This is a genomic window from uncultured Salinicola sp., from assembly GCF_937921195.1.
Taxonomy (GTDB): Bacteria; Pseudomonadota; Gammaproteobacteria; order Pseudomonadales; family Halomonadaceae; genus Salinicola.
In genome coordinates, this window is record NZ_CALFQK010000202.1 from 22,166 (window position 1) to 44,372 (window position 22,207).

At 63.9% G+C, this 22,207-nt stretch carries 17 protein-coding genes; 9 read left to right on the forward strand and 8 right to left on the reverse strand.

Annotated elements, in window-relative coordinates; genetic code table 11:
* Window positions 1-199: 199 nt before the first annotated feature.
* The 4 genes from rdgB to Q0602_RS23525 all read left to right on the forward strand — a co-directional run bounded on the left by rdgB (window position 200) and on the right by Q0602_RS23525 (window position 3,729).
* Entirely contained in the window at window positions 200-832 is a 633-nt protein-coding gene (gene rdgB / locus Q0602_RS23510; protein WP_298848501.1) for an RdgB/HAM1 family non-canonical purine NTP pyrophosphatase, read from the forward strand.
* Window positions 829-2,001, forward strand: a complete 1,173-nt coding sequence (gene hemW / locus Q0602_RS23515) for a radical SAM family heme chaperone HemW (protein WP_298848503.1) — start codon at window positions 829-831, stop codon at window positions 1,999-2,001. The genes rdgB and hemW overlap by 4 nt, the downstream gene beginning before the upstream one ends.
* Before the next feature lie 108 nt (window positions 2,002-2,109).
* Window positions 2,110-2,790 carry an OmpA family protein gene (locus tag Q0602_RS23520; RefSeq protein ID WP_295036038.1) on the forward strand — a complete coding sequence of 227 codons (681 nt, stop codon included), beginning with the start codon at window positions 2,110-2,112 and terminating at the stop codon, window positions 2,788-2,790.
* An 87-nt stretch (window positions 2,791-2,877) separates the two neighbouring features.
* Window positions 2,878-3,729, forward strand: a complete 852-nt coding sequence (locus Q0602_RS23525) for a 23S rRNA (adenine(2030)-N(6))-methyltransferase RlmJ (RefSeq protein ID WP_295036022.1) — start codon at window positions 2,878-2,880, stop codon at window positions 3,727-3,729.
* 92 nt (window positions 3,730-3,821) lie between these two features.
* Here Q0602_RS23525 and ggpS read toward each other — a convergent pair whose 3' ends face one another.
* From ggpS to Q0602_RS23545, 4 genes are all read right to left on the reverse strand, one after another.
* On the reverse strand, window positions 3,822-6,101 hold the full coding sequence (ggpS, locus tag Q0602_RS23530; protein ID WP_298848506.1) for a glucosylglycerol-phosphate synthase: 2,280 nt from the start codon (window positions 6,099-6,101) through the stop codon (window positions 3,822-3,824).
* Between the two features lie 142 nt (window positions 6,102-6,243).
* The gene (locus tag Q0602_RS23535) at window positions 6,244-7,539 is read right to left on the reverse strand and encodes an MFS transporter (RefSeq protein WP_298848508.1); all 1,296 of its coding nucleotides are present in this window, start codon (window positions 7,537-7,539) and stop codon (window positions 6,244-6,246) included.
* Window positions 7,540-7,747: 208 nt separating this feature from the next.
* Window positions 7,748-8,827: a biotin/lipoate A/B protein ligase family protein gene (locus Q0602_RS23540; RefSeq protein WP_298848510.1), complete on the reverse strand. Its 1,080-nt coding sequence runs from the start codon at window positions 8,825-8,827 to the stop codon at window positions 7,748-7,750.
* 112 nt (window positions 8,828-8,939) lie between these two features.
* Window positions 8,940-9,182, reverse strand: coding sequence for a DUF1127 domain-containing protein (locus Q0602_RS23545; protein ID WP_298848512.1), 243 nt, complete (start codon window positions 9,180-9,182; stop codon window positions 8,940-8,942).
* 155 nt (window positions 9,183-9,337) lie between these two features.
* On the opposite strand from Q0602_RS23545, the gene Q0602_RS23550 reads away from it, so the two are divergent.
* A complete protein-coding gene (locus Q0602_RS23550) occupies window positions 9,338-10,813 on the forward strand; it encodes a PLP-dependent aminotransferase family protein (protein ID WP_298848513.1) in 1,476 nt (491 codons plus the stop codon).
* Window positions 10,814-10,906: 93 nt separating this feature from the next.
* On the opposite strand, the gene mnmE is transcribed toward Q0602_RS23550, so the two are convergent.
* The 4 genes from mnmE to rpmH all read right to left on the reverse strand — a co-directional run bounded on the left by mnmE (window position 10,907) and on the right by rpmH (window position 14,766).
* A complete protein-coding gene (gene mnmE, locus Q0602_RS23555; RefSeq protein WP_295036028.1) occupies window positions 10,907-12,298 on the reverse strand; it encodes a tRNA uridine-5-carboxymethylaminomethyl(34) synthesis GTPase MnmE in 1,392 nt (463 codons plus the stop codon).
* Between the two features lie 144 nt (window positions 12,299-12,442).
* Window positions 12,443-14,131, reverse strand: coding sequence for a membrane protein insertase YidC (gene yidC / locus Q0602_RS23560; protein WP_295036029.1), 1,689 nt, complete (start codon window positions 14,129-14,131; stop codon window positions 12,443-12,445).
* Window positions 14,132-14,236: 105 nt separating this feature from the next.
* Window positions 14,237-14,620, reverse strand: a complete 384-nt coding sequence (gene rnpA / locus Q0602_RS23565) for a ribonuclease P protein component (RefSeq protein ID WP_298848515.1) — start codon at window positions 14,618-14,620, stop codon at window positions 14,237-14,239.
* Window positions 14,621-14,631: 11 nt separating this feature from the next.
* A complete protein-coding gene (gene rpmH, locus Q0602_RS23570; RefSeq protein ID WP_019019264.1) occupies window positions 14,632-14,766 on the reverse strand; it encodes a 50S ribosomal protein L34 in 135 nt (44 codons plus the stop codon).
* Between the two features lie 609 nt (window positions 14,767-15,375).
* On the opposite strand from rpmH, the gene dnaA reads away from it, so the two are divergent.
* The 4 genes from dnaA to gyrB all read left to right on the forward strand — a co-directional run bounded on the left by dnaA (window position 15,376) and on the right by gyrB (window position 21,864).
* A complete protein-coding gene (gene dnaA, locus Q0602_RS23575) occupies window positions 15,376-16,854 on the forward strand; it encodes a chromosomal replication initiator protein DnaA (RefSeq protein WP_298848517.1) in 1,479 nt (492 codons plus the stop codon).
* Window positions 16,855-17,021: 167 nt separating this feature from the next.
* The gene (dnaN, locus tag Q0602_RS23580) at window positions 17,022-18,125 is read left to right on the forward strand and encodes a DNA polymerase III subunit beta (RefSeq protein ID WP_295036032.1); all 1,104 of its coding nucleotides are present in this window, start codon (window positions 17,022-17,024) and stop codon (window positions 18,123-18,125) included.
* Between the two features lie 219 nt (window positions 18,126-18,344).
* A complete protein-coding gene (recF, locus tag Q0602_RS23585) occupies window positions 18,345-19,430 on the forward strand; it encodes a DNA replication/repair protein RecF (RefSeq protein ID WP_298848519.1) in 1,086 nt (361 codons plus the stop codon).
* 19 nt (window positions 19,431-19,449) lie between these two features.
* Window positions 19,450-21,864, forward strand: coding sequence for a DNA topoisomerase (ATP-hydrolyzing) subunit B (gene gyrB / locus Q0602_RS23590; RefSeq protein ID WP_295036034.1), 2,415 nt, complete (start codon window positions 19,450-19,452; stop codon window positions 21,862-21,864).
* Window positions 21,865-22,207 lie beyond the last annotated feature (343 nt).

A 22,207-nucleotide genomic window follows, 5' to 3' on the forward strand; every position in this document is an offset into this window, starting at 1 on the left:
CTGGTTTTTTTAAGAAACAATGTTTCCTTTTCGAGAAAAAACACGCTCTCGCTCGCGAGGACCCGAAAGCCTCGGCAGGAAAACTACTGAGGTTTCTCATCCCGATATGATGAGTGTTTGATGGCTCCCCAGCCCAGGGTCGCCTATGCCTCGAATCCCACGCCCCGTAGAATGAACGTTTTTGTCAGGAATCTCGTCCATGAACCCGTCCGTAGAGAATCTGGTCGTCGCCAGTGGCAACCCCGGAAAGCTGGCTGAATTTCAACAGCTTCTCGGTCCCTTGGGGCTGCAGGTCCAGCCGCAGTCGGATTTCGGTGTCAGCGACGTCGAGGAGACCGGGTTGACCTTCGTCGAAAACGCCCTCCTCAAGGCGCGTGCCGCCGCCCGTGCCAGTGGCCTGCCGGCGCTGGCCGACGACTCCGGTCTGGCGGTCGATGCCCTCGCCGGCGCGCCAGGCATCTACTCGGCCCGCTACGCTGAGGACGCCAACCGTGGCGAGTCCCGGGACAGCGCCAACAACGCCAAGCTGCTGGAAGCGCTCAAGGAGGTCCCCGAGGGAGAGCGAACGGCGCGATACTGGTGTGTGCTGGTCTATCTGCGCCATGCGGACGACCCGGTACCCCTGATCGTCCAGTGCGACTGGCCTGGCGATATCCTGGCCTATCCGCGTGGCGAGGGGGGATTCGGTTACGACCCGCTGTTCTGGGTTCCCGAGCGAGGCATGAGCGTCGCCGAACTGAGCGCCGAGGAGAAGAATCGGTTGAGCCACCGGGGACGCGCGCTGCAGGCGCTGGTCGCGCAGCTCAGGGCATCGGAATCGCATCGGGAATGAGGGATCTGCCACCGCTGGCGCTCTATATCCACGTGCCCTGGTGCGTGCGCAAGTGCCCCTACTGCGACTTCAACTCCCACGGCGTGGGTCGAGGCGCCGAGCTGCCGGAAAGCCGGTACGTCGATGCCTTGCTGACCGATCTCGAGCAGGATCTGGTGACGGTGCAGGGTCGTGAGATCGTCAGCATCTTCATCGGCGGCGGGACGCCGAGCCTGTTCTCCGCCGCGGCCTACCAGCGCCTGTTCGACGGTCTGCGCCAGCGTCTCGTCTTTGCCCCGAATATCGAAATCACGCTGGAGGCCAACCCGGGGACGGTGGAACAGGCCCGCTTCGAGGGATACCGCCGCGCGGGGATCAATCGGCTCTCCATCGGTGTACAGAGTTTTGCCGCCGAGCAGCTCGAGGCGCTGGGACGTATCCACAGCGGCGGGGAGGCACGGCGTGCCATGATCAGCGCCCGGGAGGCCGGCTTCGACAACGTCAATCTCGATCTGATGCACGGTCTGCCGGGGCAGACGCCGGCGGCCGCGCTGGGTGATATCGAGCAGGCGTTGGCGCTGGAGCCGACCCATCTGTCGTGGTACCAGCTGACGCTGGAGCCCAACACCGAGTTCTTCTCCCATCCGCCGCCGCTGCCCGATGAGGAACGGCTCTGGGATATCCAGGACGCGGGGCATGACCTGCTCGAGTCGGCCGGATTCTCGCGCTACGAGATTTCCGCCTACGCCCGGCCGGGGCGGCAGGCGCGTCACAATCTCAACTACTGGCGCTTCGGCGACTATCTGGGTATCGGCGCCGGAGCCCACGGCAAACTGTCCTCCATCGACCCGGCGGGGCGGTGGCGCATCGAGCGGCGCTGGAAGACGCGGCAGCCGGAAGCCTATCTGCGCCGGATGAACGATCCGCGGGGATTCGTGGCGGGAAGTCAGCCGGTGGATGGCCCGGCGTTGCCGCTGGAGTTCCTGATGAACGCCCTGCGCCTGACCGCAGGCGTCGATGCCGAGGATTGGGAAAACCATACCGGGCGACCGCTGTCTGAGCTAACGCCTCGTCTGGAAGCGGCGCGCCGGAAAGGTCTGCTGACGATCTCGCCATCGCGCCTGCAAGCGACCCCGCAAGGCCTGTTATTCTTGAACGATCTGCTCGCGCTGTTCGACGAGGAGGCGTAGCTCTCCCCGCCGGCGAAGGCCGGGCAGTGATGGATTCATCGTCACGCACCTCGCCACAGGGCGAGGCGTGACGGTCGGCAAGCAAGGAGCTCTCCAAGCATGAAGATGATGAAAAAGACGTTCTGGTTGTCCATTCCGGTTGCCGTGGCGGTCGGGGTGGCAGGCTGCGCCTCCAACGGTGCCGACACCCAGCAGCAGCAAGGTAGTGGCAACACCAATACCTGGGGCGGCGCCGGTATCGGTGCGGTGGCGGGTGCCGTCGTCGGGGCGCTCACCGGTGACGGCGGCAGCAGCACGCGGGATCGAGCCTTGATCGGTGCGGCAGCGGGTGCGGCGATCGGCGGTGGCGTCGGTGCCTACATGGATTCCCAGGAGAAGGAGCTGCGCAATCGCCTGGATGGTACGGGCATCGGCGTCGAGCGCGACGGCAACAACCTGATCCTCAACATGCCGAGCAGCGTGACGTTCGACGTCGATTCCAGCGATCTGCAGACACCGGCGCGTCAGGCCCTCAACGACGTCAATGCGGTGCTGCGCGCCTACCCGGAAACCCGCATCAACGTGGCCGGTTACACCGACAGCACCGGATCGGAGAGCTACAACCAGAAGCTTTCCGAGCGGCGTGCACAGTCGGTGGCGACCTACCTCGAGCAGGGCGGTGTCGAAGCCGGCCGGATCAATGCGGTCGGCTACGGCGAAACACGCCCGGTCGCCAGCAACGAGACCGATGCCGGGCGCGCCCAGAATCGTCGCGTCGAAATCACCCTGACGCCGACCCGGCAGTCCTGAGACGACCAGCCTTACCGGGACGGTCAACGTACCGATCTCGGATCCGGGCGTGGCCAGGAGCCGCGCCCTTTTTGATGGACAGACGCCATGCTTGCCTACCAGCACGCTTATCACGCCGGCAATTTTGCCGATGTTCACAAGCATCTCGGCCTGAGCCGACTCGTCTCGGCCATGATGCGCAAATCCTCCGCCATCAGCTTCGTCGATACCCATGCCGGCCGCGGTCTCTATCCGTTGGCTGCGGCGGAGACGCAGAAGCTTGGCGAGTTTCGTGACGGTGTCGAGCGACTGTGGCAGAGGCGTCGCAGCTTTGCCGCCGAGTCGCCCATCGGGGAGTGGCTGGCCTCACTGGCGACACTGCAGTCTCGGTCCGAGCTGAGTCGCTACCCCGGTTCTCCCTGGTGGCTGGGTTCGACGCTGCGCTCCCAGGACCGGCTGACGCTGTTCGAGCTGCACCCGGGCGAGCACCGCCACTTGTCGGATCAGGCGGTATCGCCCCACGCTGGCGTGCAGCGCCGACATGCGGACGGACTCAAGGGACTGGTAAAGCTGGTGCCGGTCTCCACGCCGCGCTTGTGCGTGTTGATCGATCCCAGCTACGAGAGGAAAGACGAATACCAGGAGGTCGCCGAGACGCTGATTCAAGTCGTGCGAAAGGTGCGGCATGCGGTGGTGTTGGTCTGGTATCCGCTGCTGCCGGCCGGACGCCATCGACTGCTGCTGGATACGCTGAGACAGGCCGGCGTTCCCAAGCTGTGGCGCAGCGAGTTGAAAATCCGTGAACCGGTCGCCGAGCGTGGCATGTACGGCAGCGGTTTATTGATGCTCAACCCGCCCTGGCAACTCGACACCGAGCTCGACCAGGCTTTCACCACGCTGGCCTCGGTGCTGGCCGATGGCGGGAGCCACCACGGCGAATGGTGGACCGACGAGACCTGACGGCGCCACCCGGCGCCGTCATCCTGCTGCTTTCGTAGCCCGTAGCCCGTAGCCCGTAGCCCGTAGCCTCTACCTCTAGCCTCCCTAGCCCGTCAGACCAGATCGGTGGTGGGATTGGCCGGGCTTTCGGTGCCTTCGGGTTCCTGGCCCTGGATGGCGGCGATGAATTCGTCGCCCCAGCGTCGGATGTCGTTGTAGCTGACGATGTCGTTCAACTGGCGCAGGCGTGCCTCCGCTTCCGCGCGAGGCAGGTTCAGGGCCAGATAGCAGGTCCGGGCCAGATCGTGAAGGTCGTGCGGGTTGGTCAGGATCGCGCCCTTCAACTCCGCCGCCGCACCGGCGAACTCCGACAGCACCAGCACGCCGCAGCCCTGGGTCATGCCCTGGGTGGCGGCGAACTCCTTGGCGACCAGGTTGAGGCCGTCACGCAGCGGCGTTATCCACATCACGTCGGCCATGGCGTACCAGGCGACGACCTCCTCGAACGGGAATCCACGGAAGTAGAACTGGACCGGCGTCCAGCCCACGTCGGCGAAGCGACCGTTGATATGACCGATGGTCTGCTCGATCTGGGTCTGCAACTCGTTGTAGATGGTCATCTCGCGTGCGGCGGGCACGCAGATGCTGACCAGGGTGACCTTGCCGCGCAGCTCGGGATTCTCGTCGAGCAGGAGTTCGTAGGCCTGGAGCTTTTCGAGAATGCCCTTGGTGTAATCGAGCCGTTCGACCGACAGGATCAGCTTGACGCCCTCGAACTCCTGCCGCAGTTCGGCCATGCGCGAACTGGCGCCCTCCTGGTCGAGGGCGTTCCTGATCCGGTTGAGATCCAGCCCCACCGGGTGCGCGCCGAGCCGCACCACGCGCGAGCCGGTATCGACCGCCGTGGTCATGGTCTCGAGTCCCACCGCGCAGCCGTAGGTCAGGAAGCGCGGCGCGCAGCCCTGGCGGGACAGCGTGGTCAGCGGGACGACACCGCGGGCGACGTCGACGAAGTTCTCGACCTGGCGCGGAATGTGAAAGGCGACATAGTCGCACTGCAACAGGCTGCCGATGATCTCGCGGCGCCACGGCAGCACGTTGAACACGTCCGCCGAAGGAAAATAGGTGTGATGGAAGAAGGCGATACGCAGATCGGGACGCATCTCGCGAAGATAGGCCGGCACCATCCACAGGTTGTAATCGTGAATCCAGATCAGCGCGCCCTCGGCGGCCTCCTCGGCGGTGCGTTCGGCGAAGGCGCGGTTGACCTCGCAGTAGACTTCCCAATCGTCCTCGCGGAAATGCGCACGCTCCCAGAAGGTGTGCAAGGTCGGCCAGAAGGCTTCCTTGGAGAAGCGCTTGTAGAAGGTGTCGACCTGGACCTTGGTCAGCGGGACGCGGGCAGCCGTCAGCAGCGGGTACTGCTTGGCATCGACGCTGGTGTGGGTGACGAACTTCTCCTCGTCCTCCTCCTCGTAGATCGACCACGCGATCCACGACCCGCGCTGGTCGGCGAAGAAGCTCAACAGCGTCGGGATGATGCCGTTGGGCGAGGTCGGACGGCGGCGCTGGATCTTGCCGTCGACCCGGTACTCCTCGTAAGGCAGGCGGTGGTAGACCATCACCAGCTCGGCCTTGCCGGTCTGGGTTTCGTCGCGGCGGTTCTCCGCCGCCACGCCGTGGGCGCCGAGAAAGCCGAAGTGGGCAAACGCTTCGATGATGCCGGCGCAGCCGGTGTTCTCGGCGTGCATCACCCGCGTCTGGTTCTGGGTCCGTTCGAGCAGCTTGGGTTCGGATCCGCCGACGCAGACGGACTTGAAACCGGCGGTGAGCATGGCGAGATCGTTCATGGTATCGCCGGCCACCAGCACTTCCTCTTCGTCGATCCCGAGCCATTCGACCAGCTTGCGCAGGCTGCTGCCCTTGTTGACGCCTTTCGGCAGGAAATCGAGATAGCGCTCGGCCGAGTAGAGCATCTCGCAGTCCAGTTCCCGGGCCAGGGCGACCAGGGCCTCGTCCGTGGCCCGCTCTGGCGGGCAGTAATAGGAGCAGCGCCGCAGCTGTGGTTCGTCCTGGCGCACCACGTCGGGAAAGCGTTGCATCGCGCTGGCGATCCGGGATTCGCCGGGCCAGCGGGAGTCGATCTCGTTCTGCAGCGGCTGGATCGGTTGCAGACTGTCACCCAGATAGAGGCTGGCGCCGACATCGGCGACGATGTAGTCCGGCTGCGGCAGCGTCGGGTCGGACAGCAGCGGCAGGATCGCTTCCAGGCTGCGGCCGCTGATGTAGGCCAGCTCGATGTCCGGGTGCGCGGCGATGGTCTGGTAGAGGCTCAGGCGGGCTTCGGAGTCGCCGCCCAGAAAGGTGCCGTCGAGATCGGTTGCAAGTAGCATGTTTTCCTCCTGTCCGGCCTCTGAGGACCGGGACGATTTTCCCTGCGCGAGCGGTCCGCGCGTTCGTCGAGTGACGTTGGCCAGGGGCTGTTGCCGTTTCGGCGCGGCCGTGCAGGCAACGGCGACAGGCCCTGGATTCGGGTCAAGTCTTGCCGGCCATCTCGACGATTCGCTGGCGTTCGTGCTCTTCGTAGAAACTGGGGTCGGCGAACAGATCCTTCTGTACGTCGTCGTACATCATCTCCAGGGCTTGGCTGCTGGTGGGTGTCATGGGTTCGAAATGGGCCGTATCGCCGCTGACCAGCACCGAGACACGACGTCGGCGGTAGATGGCGTAGCCCGCGAGCATCGCCATGACGGCGGCGATATAGAGCGGCAATCCCTGATTGCCGACGTTATGCATGATCACTCCGGCCAGAATCGGCGCGACGGCACTGCCGGCACCTTGTACCACCAGCATATCAGCTGAACCGGCGACGATTTCGTCGGGATGCAGCTGATCGATCAACTGGGCCACGGCGATCGGGTAGATCGAGAACGACAGTCCGCCCCAGATGAAATATAGCCCGAGTAGCGCCATCTGGTTGGGGGCGAAGGGCATGGCGGCAGCGGCGATCGCAGCCAGGATCACCACACAGGTCATGACCCGGGGGCGATCATGGGTATCGGAGAAGCGGCCGATCGGTATCTGCAGCAGGGCGCCGCCGACGATGGCGCAGCTCATCACCACGCCGACCCCGGCGACGTCGAAGCCGACACTGCGCGCATACACCGGTGTCATCGTCCAGAAAGCCCCCATCGCCAGGCCGGACATCATCGAGGCGGCAACGGCCAGCGGGGCGAATCCCAACAGCGCCTTGAGGCTGCTCTTGGGGCGGGCGGGGATGACGGGCTGGCTGCGCTTGGTGATCGTGATCGGCAACAGCGCCCAACTGATCAGGATCGACGTCAGCGCGAACAGCAGAAAGCCGTCCGGGCTATCCAGGCGCAGGATCTGCTGGGCGATGGCCAGCGCCCCCAGATTGACCACCATGTAGATCGCGAAGACCCGGCCCCGCTGGTGGCTGGCAGCCTGGCTGTTGAGCCAGCTTTCGATCACCGTCATCAGGGTGATGAAGGAGAGCCCATAGATCACCCGCAGGCCCAGCCACACCCAGGGGTTGATGAATATCAGGTGAAGCAGCGCAGCCGAGGCGCAGAGCCCGGCACAGAAGGCGAAGGTGCGGATGTGACCCATGCGTTTGATCAGCCGGCCGCTGATCCAGGTGCCGCCAATGAAGCCGATGAAGTAGCCAGACATGATGATGCCGATCAGGCTGGTCGAGAAGCCTTCGTCGGCGCCACGCAGTGTCAACAGGGTATTGATCAGACCGTTGCCGAGCAGCAGTAGCGCCACGCTCCCCAGCAACGCACGAATGGGTCGCAGTAACGACCACATAGCCTTCTCCTTGCCATCGCTCCAATCAATCCATGCAGTAAGCGTGCCGAAGGGGCGGACGATTGCAAAAATCGTCATTATTATAAGATGATATTATCGAATCACGACCACAACCATAACCGAACTTATTCGATGCTGTGCACTCCCAGGGTGCACAACGGCTGACCCGATTCAGCTTAGCAGTCGTGGGCGAAACCGCCTTGTTGCGTCAGGGAACGCGTCGCAACCAGGTAGCGCTGGAGAATTTGTCGTTGGCCAGGGCATTTGCCCGTTCCAGCTCGTCCAGGGTGAGTGACGCCGGCACCAGGGTAAAGCGCGCGGCGAACGAGTCGATCATGCGCTGGATGATCGTCTCGCGCTCGAGACCGGTCTGGCGCCTGAGCGGATCGACCCGCTTGCCGGCACTGGCGGTGCCCTTGTCGGAGAGTTTCTCGCGCCCGATCCGCAGCACGCGGGTCAGTTTGTCGGCATCGATGTCGTAGGCCATGGTGACGTGATGCAGAACGGCGCCATTGATCCGTTTCTGGGCGGCGCCGGCGATCTTGCCGCCCGGGGAGGTGATGTCGTTGATCGGCACGTACCAGGCCTTGATGCCCATGTCGCCCAGCGCCTGGATCACCCAGTCGTCGAGAAAGGCGTAGCTTTCGACGAAGGTGAGCCCCTGGACGAGGGTTTCCGGTACGATCAGCGACCAGGTGATGGTATTGCCCGGCTCGACGAACATGGCGCCGCCGCCGCTGATGCGCCTGACCACCTCGATACCTTCAGCGGCAGCCGCATCGCTGTCGACTTCGTTGGCCAGCGACTGGAACACGCCGATGATGATGGCGGCGCGGTCCCACTCCCAGACGCGCAGTGTCGGGCCGCGGCGGCCCTCGGCCACCTCACTGGCCAGCACCTCGTCCAGCGCCATGTGCAGCAGCGGCGATTCCGGCGCGCGGTGAATCAGGCCGAATTGGTGATCCTGCCAGTCCGAGGTCCGCAAGAGCGCGCGTCGTATCACGGTGGCGATGGCCGGCACGGAGAGCCCGACCATCTCGGTCTGCGGTGGCAGCGCGGATTGGATCGTGGCGATCAGGGTGTCGGCAGCGGCATCGACCGGGGCGCCCTCGAGAGCGCGGTCGATCGCTTCTAGCGCGGTGTCGGGCTCGAGGAAGAAATCCCCGGACAGCTGCACCGACGCCAGTCGCCCGTCGCGGACCGTGACATCCGCCACCAGCAGTTTCCCGCCCGGCACCTTGTATTCGCCGTGCCGTATCCCCTCGTCGTCGTTGACCACTTCCGACATCGTCTCGCCTCGTCCTGAACGTTCGCAGTGCGGCCAGTATAGCGCTCGCTGGTGGCCGGACGTGCCGATCGAGGGCGGGAAGGCGCGTTATTCATACGAGCGCTTGCAGGACTCAGCGCCAGAAGGCTTGACGGACCTCCCTATCGACCTGGGCTCGCGTCAATCCGATATCCGCCAGCTGTCGTGCATCCAGTTGTGCCAGCTGCTGACGCGTTCGCCAGCGCTGCCAAGGGCCCAGGCGATAGCTGCGACGTTCGACGGACGGTGCCGTGTCTGGACAGACGCTTGAGGAGGACCGTGTCGGCTTCCAGCGGCTGAAGGTCAGGGAGAGTGAGGAGAGAAGGGCAAGGCGCATGGGACGACTCCCGGTCGCTGAACGATGGGTTCAGGTTACGGTGGGGGAGGCCATGCCATACAGATCCAGAAAAATACGATACCAAAGATACAGAAACCCGATAAGGTCATCTGTATGCCCGACTTCGCCGTCATCTGTATCGTGAAGCGACGGTCATGAGCATACACAATGAGGAAAAAGCCCCCGGAGGTTCCATGCACCGCTACGAACGACTGGCCGATCATCTGCGCGAGCGTATCCAGACGGGCTATTACCGACCCGCCGATCGGTTGCCTTCGGTCCGGGCGCTGGCGGCTTCGCATGGCGTCAGCCTATCCACCGTGCAGCACGCTTACCACCAGTTGGAAGATGCCCAACTGATCGAGGCGCGACCCAAGTCGGGCTACTTCGTCTCGCCGCAGCGGGAGCGGCCGCTGCCGCCACCGGCCGGTCGAACGGCGCAGCGGCCAGTGGAAGTCTCCCAGTGGGAGCAGGTCCGTGAGGGCACCTGCGTGCTGCCGGATGCCAGCATGCACAATCTGGGCCGCGGGATGCCGGACATCGATGCGCCGACGCTCAAGCCGCTGCTGCGGGCGCTGTCCCGCGTCAGCCGGCGTCAGGATCTGATCGGGCTCAACTACGATACGCTGCATGGCCGTCCCGAACTGCGCGAGCAGATCGCGCGACTCGCGACCGGTCACGGCTGCCGGCTGCACCCCGACGACATCGTGGTCACCACCGGCTGTCACGAGGCGATCTCGATCGCCATGCGCGCGGTGTGCGAGCCCGGCGGCATCATCGCGGTGGATTCGCCGAGCTTCTATGGTGCGCTGCAGTCGATTCGCGCCTACGGCATGAAGGCGATGGAGATCCCCACCGATCCCGACACCGGGATCAGCCTGGAGGCGCTGGAGCTGGCCCTGGAGCAGTGGCCGATCCGGGCCATCCAGGTGACGCCGACCTGCAACAATCCGCTGGGCTATACGCTGTCGCTCGAACGCAAGCGAGCGCTCTACGCCCTGGCGCAGCGCTTCGATGTGGCGATCATCGAAGACGACGTCTACGGCGATCTCAGCTACGCCTTTCCACGGCCGGCGACGATCAAGTCGTTCGACGAGGATGGTCGGGTGCTGTTGTGCAGTTCGTTTTCCAAGACCCTGGCCCCGGGGCTGCGCATCGGTTGGATCGTGCCTGGCCGCTATCACGAGCGGGCGCTGCACATGAAGTACGTCGGTACCGGCGCCACCGCCACCCACGGGCAGATGGCGGTGGCGGAGTTCATCCGCGAGGGGCACCACGATCCGCACCTGCGCCGGATGCGGGCCCAGTATCAGCGCAATCGCAACCTGATGCTGGACGTGATCGCCGACGCCTTTCCGGCCTCGACCCGGGTCAGCTACCCGGCCGGGGGCTTCATGCTATGGCTGCAGTGCGAGGGGGATATCGACACCGTCGCGCTCAACGAGCGGCTGATGGCGGAGGAGATTCGTATCGCCCCCGGTGTGATGTTCTCCGCCACCGGCAAGTACCGTCACTGCTTGCGTCTCAACCACGCCGTGTTCGACGTCGCGATCGCCCGGGCGGTGGCGCGGGTAGGTGAAATGGTGGGCGAGCAGGCGAGCGAGGGGTGCCGACCCAGGCGCCTGGCCTGAGACATCTGGCCCGGCCGCTGGCGAAAATCCCGGTAAGCCTATTCGGCTCAAAAAATGAGCCATATATGGCCTCCATTCGGCTCACTTGCCGTTTTACTTGCCGATGCAGAAGCTGCCGAAGATTTCGCCGAGCAGGTCGTCGGCGGTGAACTCGCCGGTGATCTCGTTGAGCGACTGCTGGGCGTCGCGCAGATCCTCGGCCAGCAGTTCGCCGGCGGCGGCGCCCTCGAGCTGGGCAGTGCCGTTGGCCAGTGCCTGGGCCGCCCGTTCGAGAGCGTCGAGATGGCGTCGGCGGGCGGAGAAGCGGCCTTCGGTGGTGGCGTCGAAGCCCATCACCGCCTTGAGATGCGCTTTCAGGTTATCCACACCTGCACCGGTCTCCGCCGAGATTCGGATCACCGGAGGCGTTGTGGACAAGTCGACGTCGCTGCCTTCGCCGCTCTGATCGATCTTGTTGCGCACCAGGGTCAATCGGCCGGGGTCGGGCAGGCGCTCGACGAATTCCGGCCAGATCTTCACGGGGTCGAGCGACGCCGTCTCGCGTCCGTCGACCAGCAGCAGCACCCGATCCGCCTTCTCGATCTCCGCCCAGGCGCGCTGGACGCCGATCCTTTCCACGGCATCCGGCGTGTCGCGCAGGCCGGCGGTATCGATCACGTGCAGTGGCATGCCGTCGAGATGGATATGCTCGCGCAGCACATCGCGGGTGGTTCCCTCGATCTCGGTGACGATGGCGCTGTCGCGCTCGGTGAGCCGGTTGAGCAGGCTCGACTTGCCGGCGTTGGGTCGCCCGGCGATCACCACGTTCATGCCCTCGCGCATCAGCGAACCCTGATTGGCGGCGGCACGGACGGTTTCCAGCGTCTGGCGCAGCGTTGCCAGCCTGGCGGCGACCACGCCGTCGGCGAGGAAGTCGATCTCCTCCTCGGGGAAGTCGATGGCGGCTTCGACGTAGAGACGCAGCTGGATCAACTCGCTGACCAGCTGCGAGACGCGCTGCGAGAATTCGCCCTGTAGCGAACGCAGCGCATTTTCCGCCGCGGCCCGTGAGCTGGCGTCGATCAGGTCGGCGATCGCCTCGGCCTGGGCCAGGTCGAGCTTGTCGTTGAGGAAGGCGCGCTCCGAGAATTCGCCCGGCCGGGCCAGCCGTGCGCCCAGTTGCACGCAGCGCTCCAGCAGCATGTCCATCAGTACCGGACCGCCGTGGCCCTGAAGCTCCAGCACGTCCTCGCCGGTGAAGGAGTGGGGGCCGGGGAAGTAGAGGGCGATGCCTTCGTCGATGACGCTACCATCGCCGTGGAACGGCCCGTAATGAGCGTAACGCGGCGTCGGATGATGCCCGAGAATGCGCTCCGCCAGGGCCTTTGCCGACGGCCCCGAAACGCGGACGATGCCGACGCCGCCGCGCCCGGGCGGCGTGGCCAGGGCCGCGATGGTGTCCTGGCGGTAGAGCGGCGCGTTGGTGGAGGGGGGCGGCGCGTTCATGAGCTTCTCCGAGAATCGATGTCGTGGCCGACTTGGCAGGCATTGTCCGGGGGCGCTCCGTGGAATGCCAGCGCTGAAAAGCCAGATCCTGAAACGCCAGACCCCCGCCGGGGCGGGGGTCTGGAGGTGCGGGGGAGATCCGTGTCAGCCCTTGGCTTTCACGGCCTTGCCGTTGCCGGCATCCTCCTTGAGCACCTTGTTGGTGATGAACCACTGCTGCAGGATCGAAATCGAGTTGTTCACGATCCAGTAGATCACCAGGCCGGCCGGGAACCACAGGAAGAAGAAGGTGAAGACGACCGGCAGCATCTTCATGATCTTCGCCTGCATCGGGTCCGGCGGGGTCGGATTCAGGAACTGCTGCAACAGCATGGTGCCGCCCATGATGATCGGCAGGATGAAGTACGGGTCCTTGGCCGAGAGATCGTTGATCCACAGCATGAACGGCGCGTGGCGCAGTTCGACCGACTCCATCAGCATCCAGTAGAGCGCGATGAACACCGGCATCTGAATGACCATCGGCAGGCAGCCTCCCAGAGGATTGATCTTCTCCTTCTGGTAGAACTTCATCATCTCCTGCGACATGCGCTGGCGATCGTCGCCGTACTGCTCCTTGAGCCGTTTCATCTCCGGGCCCATCTTGCGCATCCGCGCCATCGACTTGTAGGCCTTGGCGGCGAGCGGGAACAGCACGATCTTGACGCAGACGGTCAGCAGGACGATGGACCAGCCCCAGTTGCCGATCAGGCCATGGATCTTCTCCAGCAGCCAGAACAGCGGGTTGGCCAGGAACCATAGCCAGCCGAAGTCGACGGTCAGCTCCAGGTTCGGTGCCACCGCCTCGAGACGGTCCTGGACCTTCGGGCCCACGAACAGGGTGGCGGCGAGCGTCGCCTGCTGGCCGGGTTCGATGGTCCGGTTGGGTCCGGCAAAGGCGGCGACGGTGCGGTCGCGATTGTCGACGTTGCCGTAGTAGAGGTTCTGCTGGTCGGGATTCGGCACCCAGGCGGAGGTGAAGTAGTGCTGGATCATCGCGACCCAGCCACCTTTCACGTCGCGGTTCTGGAAGTTGCCCTTGCGGATATCCTCGAAGTCGACCTTGCTGTACTTCTCGTCCGGCGAGGAGAACGCGGCGCCCAGGAACGAGTGCATGCCGACGCCCTGGCCGCTGGTTGGGTCGGGACTCTGATCGCGGGCCAACTGGCCGATGAAGCGGGCGGTGACCGGTTGCTGGCTCTCGTTGTCGATCAGGTATTCGACCTTGACCGCGTAGTCGTCACGCTTGATGACGAAGCGCTTGACGATATCGACGCCGTTGACGCTGCCATGCAGGTCGACATTGATCGAGTCTTCACCTTCGCTGAGCTGGTAGCTGTTCTGGTCGGCGGTGAACGGGATCCGGCCGGAGTGGCCCTCGATCTGCAGCCCCGACTTGGCCACGTAGCTGCGCACGTTGTTGTCGCTGAGCAGAACGAAGGGCGTGTCGGAGTCGAGCGCCTGGTCATGACCGAACAGCGCAGCGTAGACGATATCGCCGCCGTTGGGATTGATGCGCAGGTCCAGCACGTCGCTCTGAACCTGGATCAGGTTGCTGCCTTTGGCCGGATCGGCGCCGGCAGGCATGTCGTCCTGAATCGGCTTGGCATTGCCGCTGCTGTCCGTCGGCGCGGACAGGGCGCTGCCCTCGCCGTCATCGCCGTTACCCGATGAAGCGGCCATCTCCGGCGCCGGGTTGTTCACGACATGCTGACCGTAGTCCTGATTCCACTGCATGATCAGCAGGTAGGCCAGCACGGCCAACGGAATCACGAAAAGGAGTCGTTTCAAATCCATATAGGGGTCTGCCCGGTAAGGGAATGGGTCGGTGGGCGCCGGGCATCGGCGATCGACCGGCGAAGTACGCCGGTGCTCCCCGGCCTTTGGCGCGGGGATGTCCGATCAGGAAGACGAAACGTCTTGACGCATCTGGCGAGCGGACTTCTCCAGACGTCGCCACATGCCATCGAGCTGGCGGGCGACGCTGGCGTTGTCCAGCTCATGTACCCCTCGTCGCGCGAGTATGACGATATCCACTGCCGGTAAACGATGCTGTTGATGGCGAATGGACTCGCGCACGAGGCGCTTGAGACGATTGCGGTCGACGGCACGGCGCACGTTCTTCTTGCTGAAGATCAACCCGATCCGTGGATGGCCCAACGCGTTGGGTCGGGCCAACGCCAGCAATCCTTTACCATGGACCTTGTAGGGAGCGTGGTCGAAGACGTGCTTGTAGTCCCCGGCATTCAGCAACCGCAGTTGCCGGGGAAAACGCTGATCGGACACCCGGCGTCCGATCAGGCGCTCAGGCGTTTGCGGCCTTTGGCACGGCGACGGGCAATGACCTGGCGGCCGTTCTTGGTGGCCATGCGGGCGCGAAAACCGTGGACGCGCTTACGCTTCAGAACGCTGGGCTGGAAGGTGCGTTTCATAGCTACTGATTCCCAATTAGTTGATTTCTAAAGAAAACTGGTTGAAGCGGGATGCCCGACGCGTTTGCGGGAAGCGGGCTCACTCGACTCAAGAGCGGGAATTCTAGTGAATCCGCGGTTCGGGTGCAATTTTTCCGTGAATTATCCACACCCCGTTGTGAGTGAATCCCCGACCGTCGCGCCTCTGGCTGGAGCGCGGTGACGTGGGCGGGCATCGACGATTTCCGTGGCGATGCCGGCCACCGGATCCGGGAGTGAGATCGAAGTTCCTCGAGAGTGTCAATCACACCATGTGGTTAACGGTGGGGATAACCTTTGTGGATAACCCTATTAAACCATTATATTTCATTGAGTTGATATGATTTTCAGGTTGTGGGGAAGTTGCGCACGACCCGTGCATAGGGTGAGGATCGCCAGCCGGGCGGCGAGCTCGTTCCTACCCCTTTTTCCACGTCAATTACCCTGGCCATCCACAGCATTGGCTGCCGTGCGAGGCAACTTATCCACAATCGTTGGAAAGTCGACTTCGTGTGGATAACCTGACAGGCCGACGCTACAATGTGCGGCCGTTTTTTCCATTCTCTTTCTCTCAACGTTCGGTGAGGTCGTGTGTCTGTCGCTCTCTGGCAACAATGTCTGAACTCGCTGCAGGATGAGTTGAGCTCTCAGCAATTCAACACCTGGATTCGTCCTCTGCAGGCGGAGGACGGCGAAGTGGACGAACTCTGTCTGCTGGCCCCCAATCGCTTCGTCCGTGATTGGGTCAGCGACAAGTACCTGAAGCGGATCAACGAACTGTTGCGCGAAGTTGCCTCCAGCAGCAAGCCTCCCAAGGTCCACCTGACGGTGGGGAGCCGGCGGGCCGCAGCGGTGTCGCCGCGAGACCTGGGGGCGCCGGTTTCCGCCCCGAGTCGCCAGCCTCAGCGATCCACGGCGCCGGGGGTACAGACGAGCCCGCGCTCGAACGAGGCGGCCGAGGAGAAGCAGCTCGATCGAACGCGTGAGCGCGAGGAGGGCGGGCGACGCAGCAACGAGCGCCAGGTGCAGGTCGAGGGGAGTCTCAAGCACGGCAGCGGACTCAATCCCAACTTCACCTTCGAAACCTTCGTCGAGGGCAAGTCGAACCAGCTGGCGCGGGCCGCCTCGCGTCAGGTCTCCGAGAACCCCGGCGGGGCCTACAATCCACTGTTCCTCTACGGAGGCGTGGGGCTGGGCAAGACCCACCTGATGCATGCCGTGGGCAACCATCTCGCGGGTCTCAGGGACAACGCCAAGGTGGTCTATCTCCACTCGGAGCGCTTCGTCGCCGACATGGTCAAGGCGCTGCAGCTCAACGCGATCAATGATTTCAAGCGTTTCTATCGTAGCGTCGATGCGCTGCTGATCGACGATATCCAGTTCTTTGCCGGCAAGGAGCGCTCCCAGGAGGAGTTCTTCCACACGTTCAACGCCTTGCTGGAAGGCGGGCAGCAGATGATCCTGACCTCGGATCGCTATCCCAAGGAGATCAGCGGCGTCGAGGAGCGGCTGAAGTCGCGCTTCGGCTGGGGGCTGACGGTGGCGATCGAGCCGCCGGAACTCGAAACCCGAGTGGCGATACTGATGAAGAAGGCGGATCAGGCCGAGGTCGATCTGCCCCACGATGCGGCGTTCTTTATCGCCCAGAAGATCCGCTCCAACGTGCGCGAGCTGGAAGGGGCGCTCAAGAAGGTGATCGCCGACTCCCACTTCATGGGCAAGCCGATCACCCAGGATTTCATCCGCGAGTCGCTCAAGGATCTGCTGGCGCTGCAGGACAAGCAGGTCGGGATCGAGAACATCCAGCGTACGGTGGCGGAGTACTACAAGATCAAGCTGGCCGACCTGCTCTCCAAACGCCGCTCACGTTCGGTGGCGCGGCCGCGCCAGGTGGCGATGGCGCTGGCCAAGGAGCTGACCAACCACAGCTTGCCCGAGATCGGCGACGCCTTCGGCGGCCGCGACCACACGACGGTGCTGCACGCCTGTCGCAAGGTCGTGGCGCTCAAGGAAGAGAGCGCGGATATCCGCGAGGACTACAAGAATCTGATGCGATTGCTGACCAGTTGAGTCGACGTGGGGCGAATTCCCTGGCCGCGGGGATTGCTAGCGACGCCCGGCACGGCAAGAATGGGACGGCGCGGCCCGACGGTTTTCCTCGTCCGTCCCATGACTCAAAGCGATCCACCGGTTACCGGATTCAACTTCAGGCTTATTGAACCAACAACGGAGCCCCAATGAAATTTTCCATCTCTCGCGAAGCCCTGCTGCGCCCGCTGACGCTGGTGGCCGGGGTGGTCGAGCGCCGCCAGACGCTGCCGGTGCTCTCCAATGTGCTGATCGAAGTCCAGAACGAACAACTGGCACTGACCGGTACCGATCTCGAGGTGGAATTGATCGGCCGTGCCACGCCGGCGCTGGTGGACGAGCCAGGCTCCGTCACGGTGCCCGCGCGCAAGCTGATGGATATCTGCAAGTCGCTGCCGGACCAGTCCGACATCAGCTTCTCGCTGGAGGACGGCCGCGTCGTGCTGCGCGCCGGGCGTTCGCGCTTTACGCTCTCCACGCTGCCGGTGGCCGAATTCCCCAATATCGAAGACGGTCAGAACGACACCACGCTGTCGCTGCCGCGCGGCACGCTGAAGTATCTGATCGATGCGACCTCGTTCGCCATGGCCCAGCAGGACGTGCGCTACTACCTCAACGGCATGCTGCTGGAGCTGGCCAACCACCTGGTGCGCACGGTCGCCACCGACGGCCACCGCCTGGCGGTCTGCGAGCGCAGCGCCGACATCGAGATGGAGGCGTCGCGCAAGCTGATCGTGCCGCGCAAGGGCGTACTGGAGCTGACGCGTCTGCTCGACGGCAGCGACGAGCCGGTCGAACTGATGCTGGGTTCCAACCACATCCGCGCCAACACCGGCGAGTTCACCTTCACTTCCAAGCTGGTCGACGGCAAGTTCCCCGACTACGACCGGGTCATCCCCAAGGGCGGCGACAAGGTCTTCATCGCCGAGCGCGGCGAGCTGCGCCAGAACCTGGCACGTACGGCGATCCTCTCCAACGAGAAGTACCGCGGCGTGCGCCTGCACCTCGAGGAGAACAACCTCAAGGTGATGGCCAACAATCCCGAGCAGGAAGAGGCCGAGGAGAACGTCAGCATCGAGTACTCGGGCGACGCGCTGGAGATCGGCTTCAACGTCGGCTATCTGATCGACGTGCTCAACGTGCTGGATGCCGACCGCATGCAGATGACGCTCTCCGACGCCAACAGTTCGGCGCTGATGGAAGAGCCGGGCGGTGGGGATGCGCGCTACGTCGTCATGCCGATGCGCCTCTGAGTGCAGGAAGTGGCTGCGCTCGATCATGCTTTGTTAAAAACCGGCGAACCTTGCTCACTTATACCCACATAAGCTCCGCTGGTTCGCCGATTTTTGCCGCGCCTGATCGTCGCTCGCCAACTTCTTCCATCTCGGCGGTTAAATGTTCGGGTGCTTCTTTCCACGCTGCCCGCGGTCCGGGCGTTTCCTCTCGTCTCTTGCCATGAGTTGTCACGTGCCATGCCGCTCGATCGGTTGAGTTTCCACGGCCTGCGCAATCTGGATCTCCTCGAGATGACGCCCGGGCCGCACATCAATCTGATCACCGGGCCCAACGGCAGCGGCAAGACGTCGCTGCTGGAGGGCATCCACGTGCTCGGCATGGCGCGTTCGTTCCGGACCCAGAAGCTCAAGTCGCTGATCGACCACGATGCCGACGAGGTGACGCTGTTCGGGCGGGTGGCCGGCGATCCGCCACTGCCGGTCGGGGTACGCCGCCGCCGCGATAGCGCCGAACTCGAGCTGCGGGTCAATGGCGAACGCGCCGCGCGGATCACCCAGTTGGCCGAGGCGCTGCCGCTGCAGTTGATCAACCCCGATGCCTTCCGTCTTCTCGAAGGCTCGCCGGCCGCCCGGCGCGAGTTCCTCGACTGGGGCGTGTTCCATGCAGAGCGGGAGTTCCTGGACAGCTGGAAGCGTGTCAGAAGGGCCTTGAAACATCGGAATGCCCTGCTCAGACATGATAGAATCGACGTCCAGTCGATACATGTCTGGGAGCGTGAACTCGCCCACTGGAGCGAGCGTCTGGACGGGCTGCGCGCGAGCTACATGACGCGCTTCGTGCCGGTGTTCGAAGAGACCCTGGCGGCACTGCTGCCACTGCCGGATCTGACGCTGCGCTACTCGCGGGGCTGGGATCGGCAGCGCGCCCTGCTAGAGGTGTTCGAGGCCGGGCGCGATACCGATCGCCAGATGGGCTTCACCCAGCAGGGACCACAGCGTGCCGACCTGCGCATCCGCGTCGGCCGCCACCCTGCGGTGGAGGTGCTGTCGCGCGGCCAGCAGAAGCTGGTGGTCAGCGCGCTGAAACTGGCCCAGGGGCGCCTGCTCGAGCAGTTGACGGGAGGCACCTGCCTTTACCTGATCGACGACCTGCCGGCGGAGCTCGACGGCGATCATCGGCGGATCTTCTGCCAGTGGTTGGAGCGGCTCAACTGTCAGGTCTTCATCACCAGCGTCGATCGCGAGGCGCTGGCCGACGTCTGGCAGCCACAAACGGATGTCGTGGCATCGAAACTGGCCGGCGGGCGGCTGCATTCGGAATGATTTCACCATGGAGTGAGCAATGAGCGAACAGGCCTACGATTCATCGAGCATCAAGGTCCTCAAGGGATTGGACGCGGTGCGCAAGCGTCCCGGCATGTACATCGGCGATACCGATGACGGCACCGGGCTGCACCACATGGTGTTCGAGATCGTCGACAACTCCATCGACGAAGCGCTGGCCGGTCATTGCAGCGAGATCCGCATCGTCATCCATCCGGACGAGTCGGTGACCGTCTCCGACGACGGCCGCGGCATTCCCACCGACATCCACGCCGAGGGCGTCTCCGCGGCCGAGGTCATCATGACCGTGCTCCACGCCGGCGGGAAGTTCGACGACAACTCCTACAAGGTGTCCGGCGGTCTGCACGGCGTCGGGGTCTCGGTGGTCAATGCGCTTTCGGAACAGCTCAAGCTGACCATCTGGCGCAACAACCAGGTTCACGAACAGATCTATCACCACGGCGTGCCGCAGGCGCCGCTGACCGTGGTCGGCGATACCGAGAAGTCCGGTACCCAGATCAGCTTCAAGCCGTCCAGCGACACCTTCGCCAATATCGAGTTCCATTACGACATTCTCGCCAAGCGCCTGCGCGAGCTGTCGTTCCTGAACTCCGGCGTCGCCATCCGGCTGGTCGACGAGCGCGACGGTCGCGAGGAGCTGTTCCACTATGAAGGTGGCCTCAAGGCGTTCGTCGATCACCTCAACACCAATCGCACCACGATCAACCCGGTCTTTCACTTCGAGATCCAGCGCGAAGACGGTATCGCCGTGGAAGTGGCGATGCAGTGGAACGACACCTTCACCGAGAACGTGTTCTGCTACACCAACAATATCCCGCAGCGTGACGGCGGCACCCACATGGCAGGCTTCCGCGCGGCGCTGACGCGCACCCTCAATAGTTACATCGAGGCGGAAGATATCCAGAAGAAGGCCAAGGTGGCGACCGCCGGCGACGATGCCCGCGAAGGTCTCACCGCGATCATCTCGGTCAAGGTGCCGGATCCCAAGTTCTCGTCGCAGACCAAGGACAAGCTGGTCTCTTCCGAGGTGAAGACAGCGGTGGATCAGGAACTGAGCCGTCAGTTCTCCGACTACCTGATCGAGCATCCCAACGAGGCCAAGGCGATCGTCAGCAAGATGATCGATGCCGCCCGTGCCCGCGAAGCCGCCCGCAAGGCCCGCGACATGACGCGGCGCAAGGGCGCGCTGGATATCGCAGGGCTCCCCGGCAAGCTGGCCGACTGCCAGGAGAAGGACCCCGGCCTCTCCGAACTCTACCTGGTGGAGGGCGACTCCGCCGGCGGCAGCGCCAAGCAGGGTCGCGATCGCCGCACCCAGGCGATCCTGCCGCTGAAGGGCAAGATTCTCAACGTCGAGAAGGCGCGCTTCGACAAGATGCTCTCTTCCGCCGAGGTGGGCACCCTGATCACCGCACTGGGCTGCGGCATCGGGCGCGAGGAGTTCAACCCGGACAAGCTGCGTTACCACTCGATCATCATCATGACCGATGCCGACGTCGACGGCTCGCATATCCGCACGTTGCTGCTGACCTTCTTCTTCCGCCAGATGCCGGAGCTGATCGAGCGCGGCCACGTCTTCATCGCCCAGCCGCCGCTCTACAAGATCAAGCGCGGCAAGCAGGAGATGTACCTGAAGGACGAGCAGGCGATGACCGACTACCTCACCACCACGGCGCTGGATGGCGGGCGGCTCTACGTCAACGCGGACTCGCCGGGAATCGCGGGCGAGAACCTGGAAGCGCTGGTCAATCAGTATCGTGACGTGATGAAGCGCATCGACCGGCTGTCGCGGGTCTATCCCAACGCCGTGCTGCGCAAGATGGTCCACGCGGCCAAGCTCGACGAAACCAATCTCGACGACCGCGCCACCATGCAGAACTGGATCGATGAGCTCCAGGTGGCGATGGACTCGCTGATCGCCCATGAGGGCGGTCCGCGCTATACCTTCCAGCTGCAGGAAGACACCGAGCGCGGCCTGTGGATGCCGAGCGTGTCGCTCACCGCCCACGGTGTCACCACCGATTACGTGTGGGGTATCGACTTCTTCCGCAGCGCCGACTATCGCGCGCTGGCCAACCTGGGCGAGACCCTGGACGGCCTGATCGAAGAGGGCGCCTATATCGCCCGCGGCGAGCGCCAGAAGCCGATCGACAACTTCTACGACGCGCTGGAGTGGCTTATGCTGGAAGCGCAACGCGGGCTCAGCATCCAGCGCTACAAGGGGCTGGGGGAGATGAACCCGGACCAGCTGTGGGAAACCACCATGGATCCAGGTTCACGGCGTATGCTGCGGGTCTCCATCGAGGATGCCGTCGCCGCCGACCAGATGTTCAACACCCTGATGGGTGACGAGGTCGAACCGCGTCGCGATTTCATCGAGCGCTTCGCGCTGGTGGCCAATCTGGATATCTAGGGCCTGTTCACACGATACGTCGCGGCCGCTTGGGATAATGTGAACAGGCCCTGGCATCGCGTCACCATCGCAGTCCTGTCGAATCAGCGCTCATCCTTCGGGATGGGCCGTTTTTTTATCTCCCTGGCGCGGTCGCTGTCTCCCCGGATATGGATCGGCCGCGACATCGGCGAGTCGCGATATAGCGCATTGGTCGATACGACTTAGGGTTGAGAGCCCAAGCCTCCCCACCCGTAAACCGCACCACCATGCGCGGTGGCGTCGGGCAGCGGGGCTCGATGCGGCCAGGTGTGCGTCCATGGTTGTATTGTTAGGCAAAAGCGGTTGGGCAATAGTCGCGATC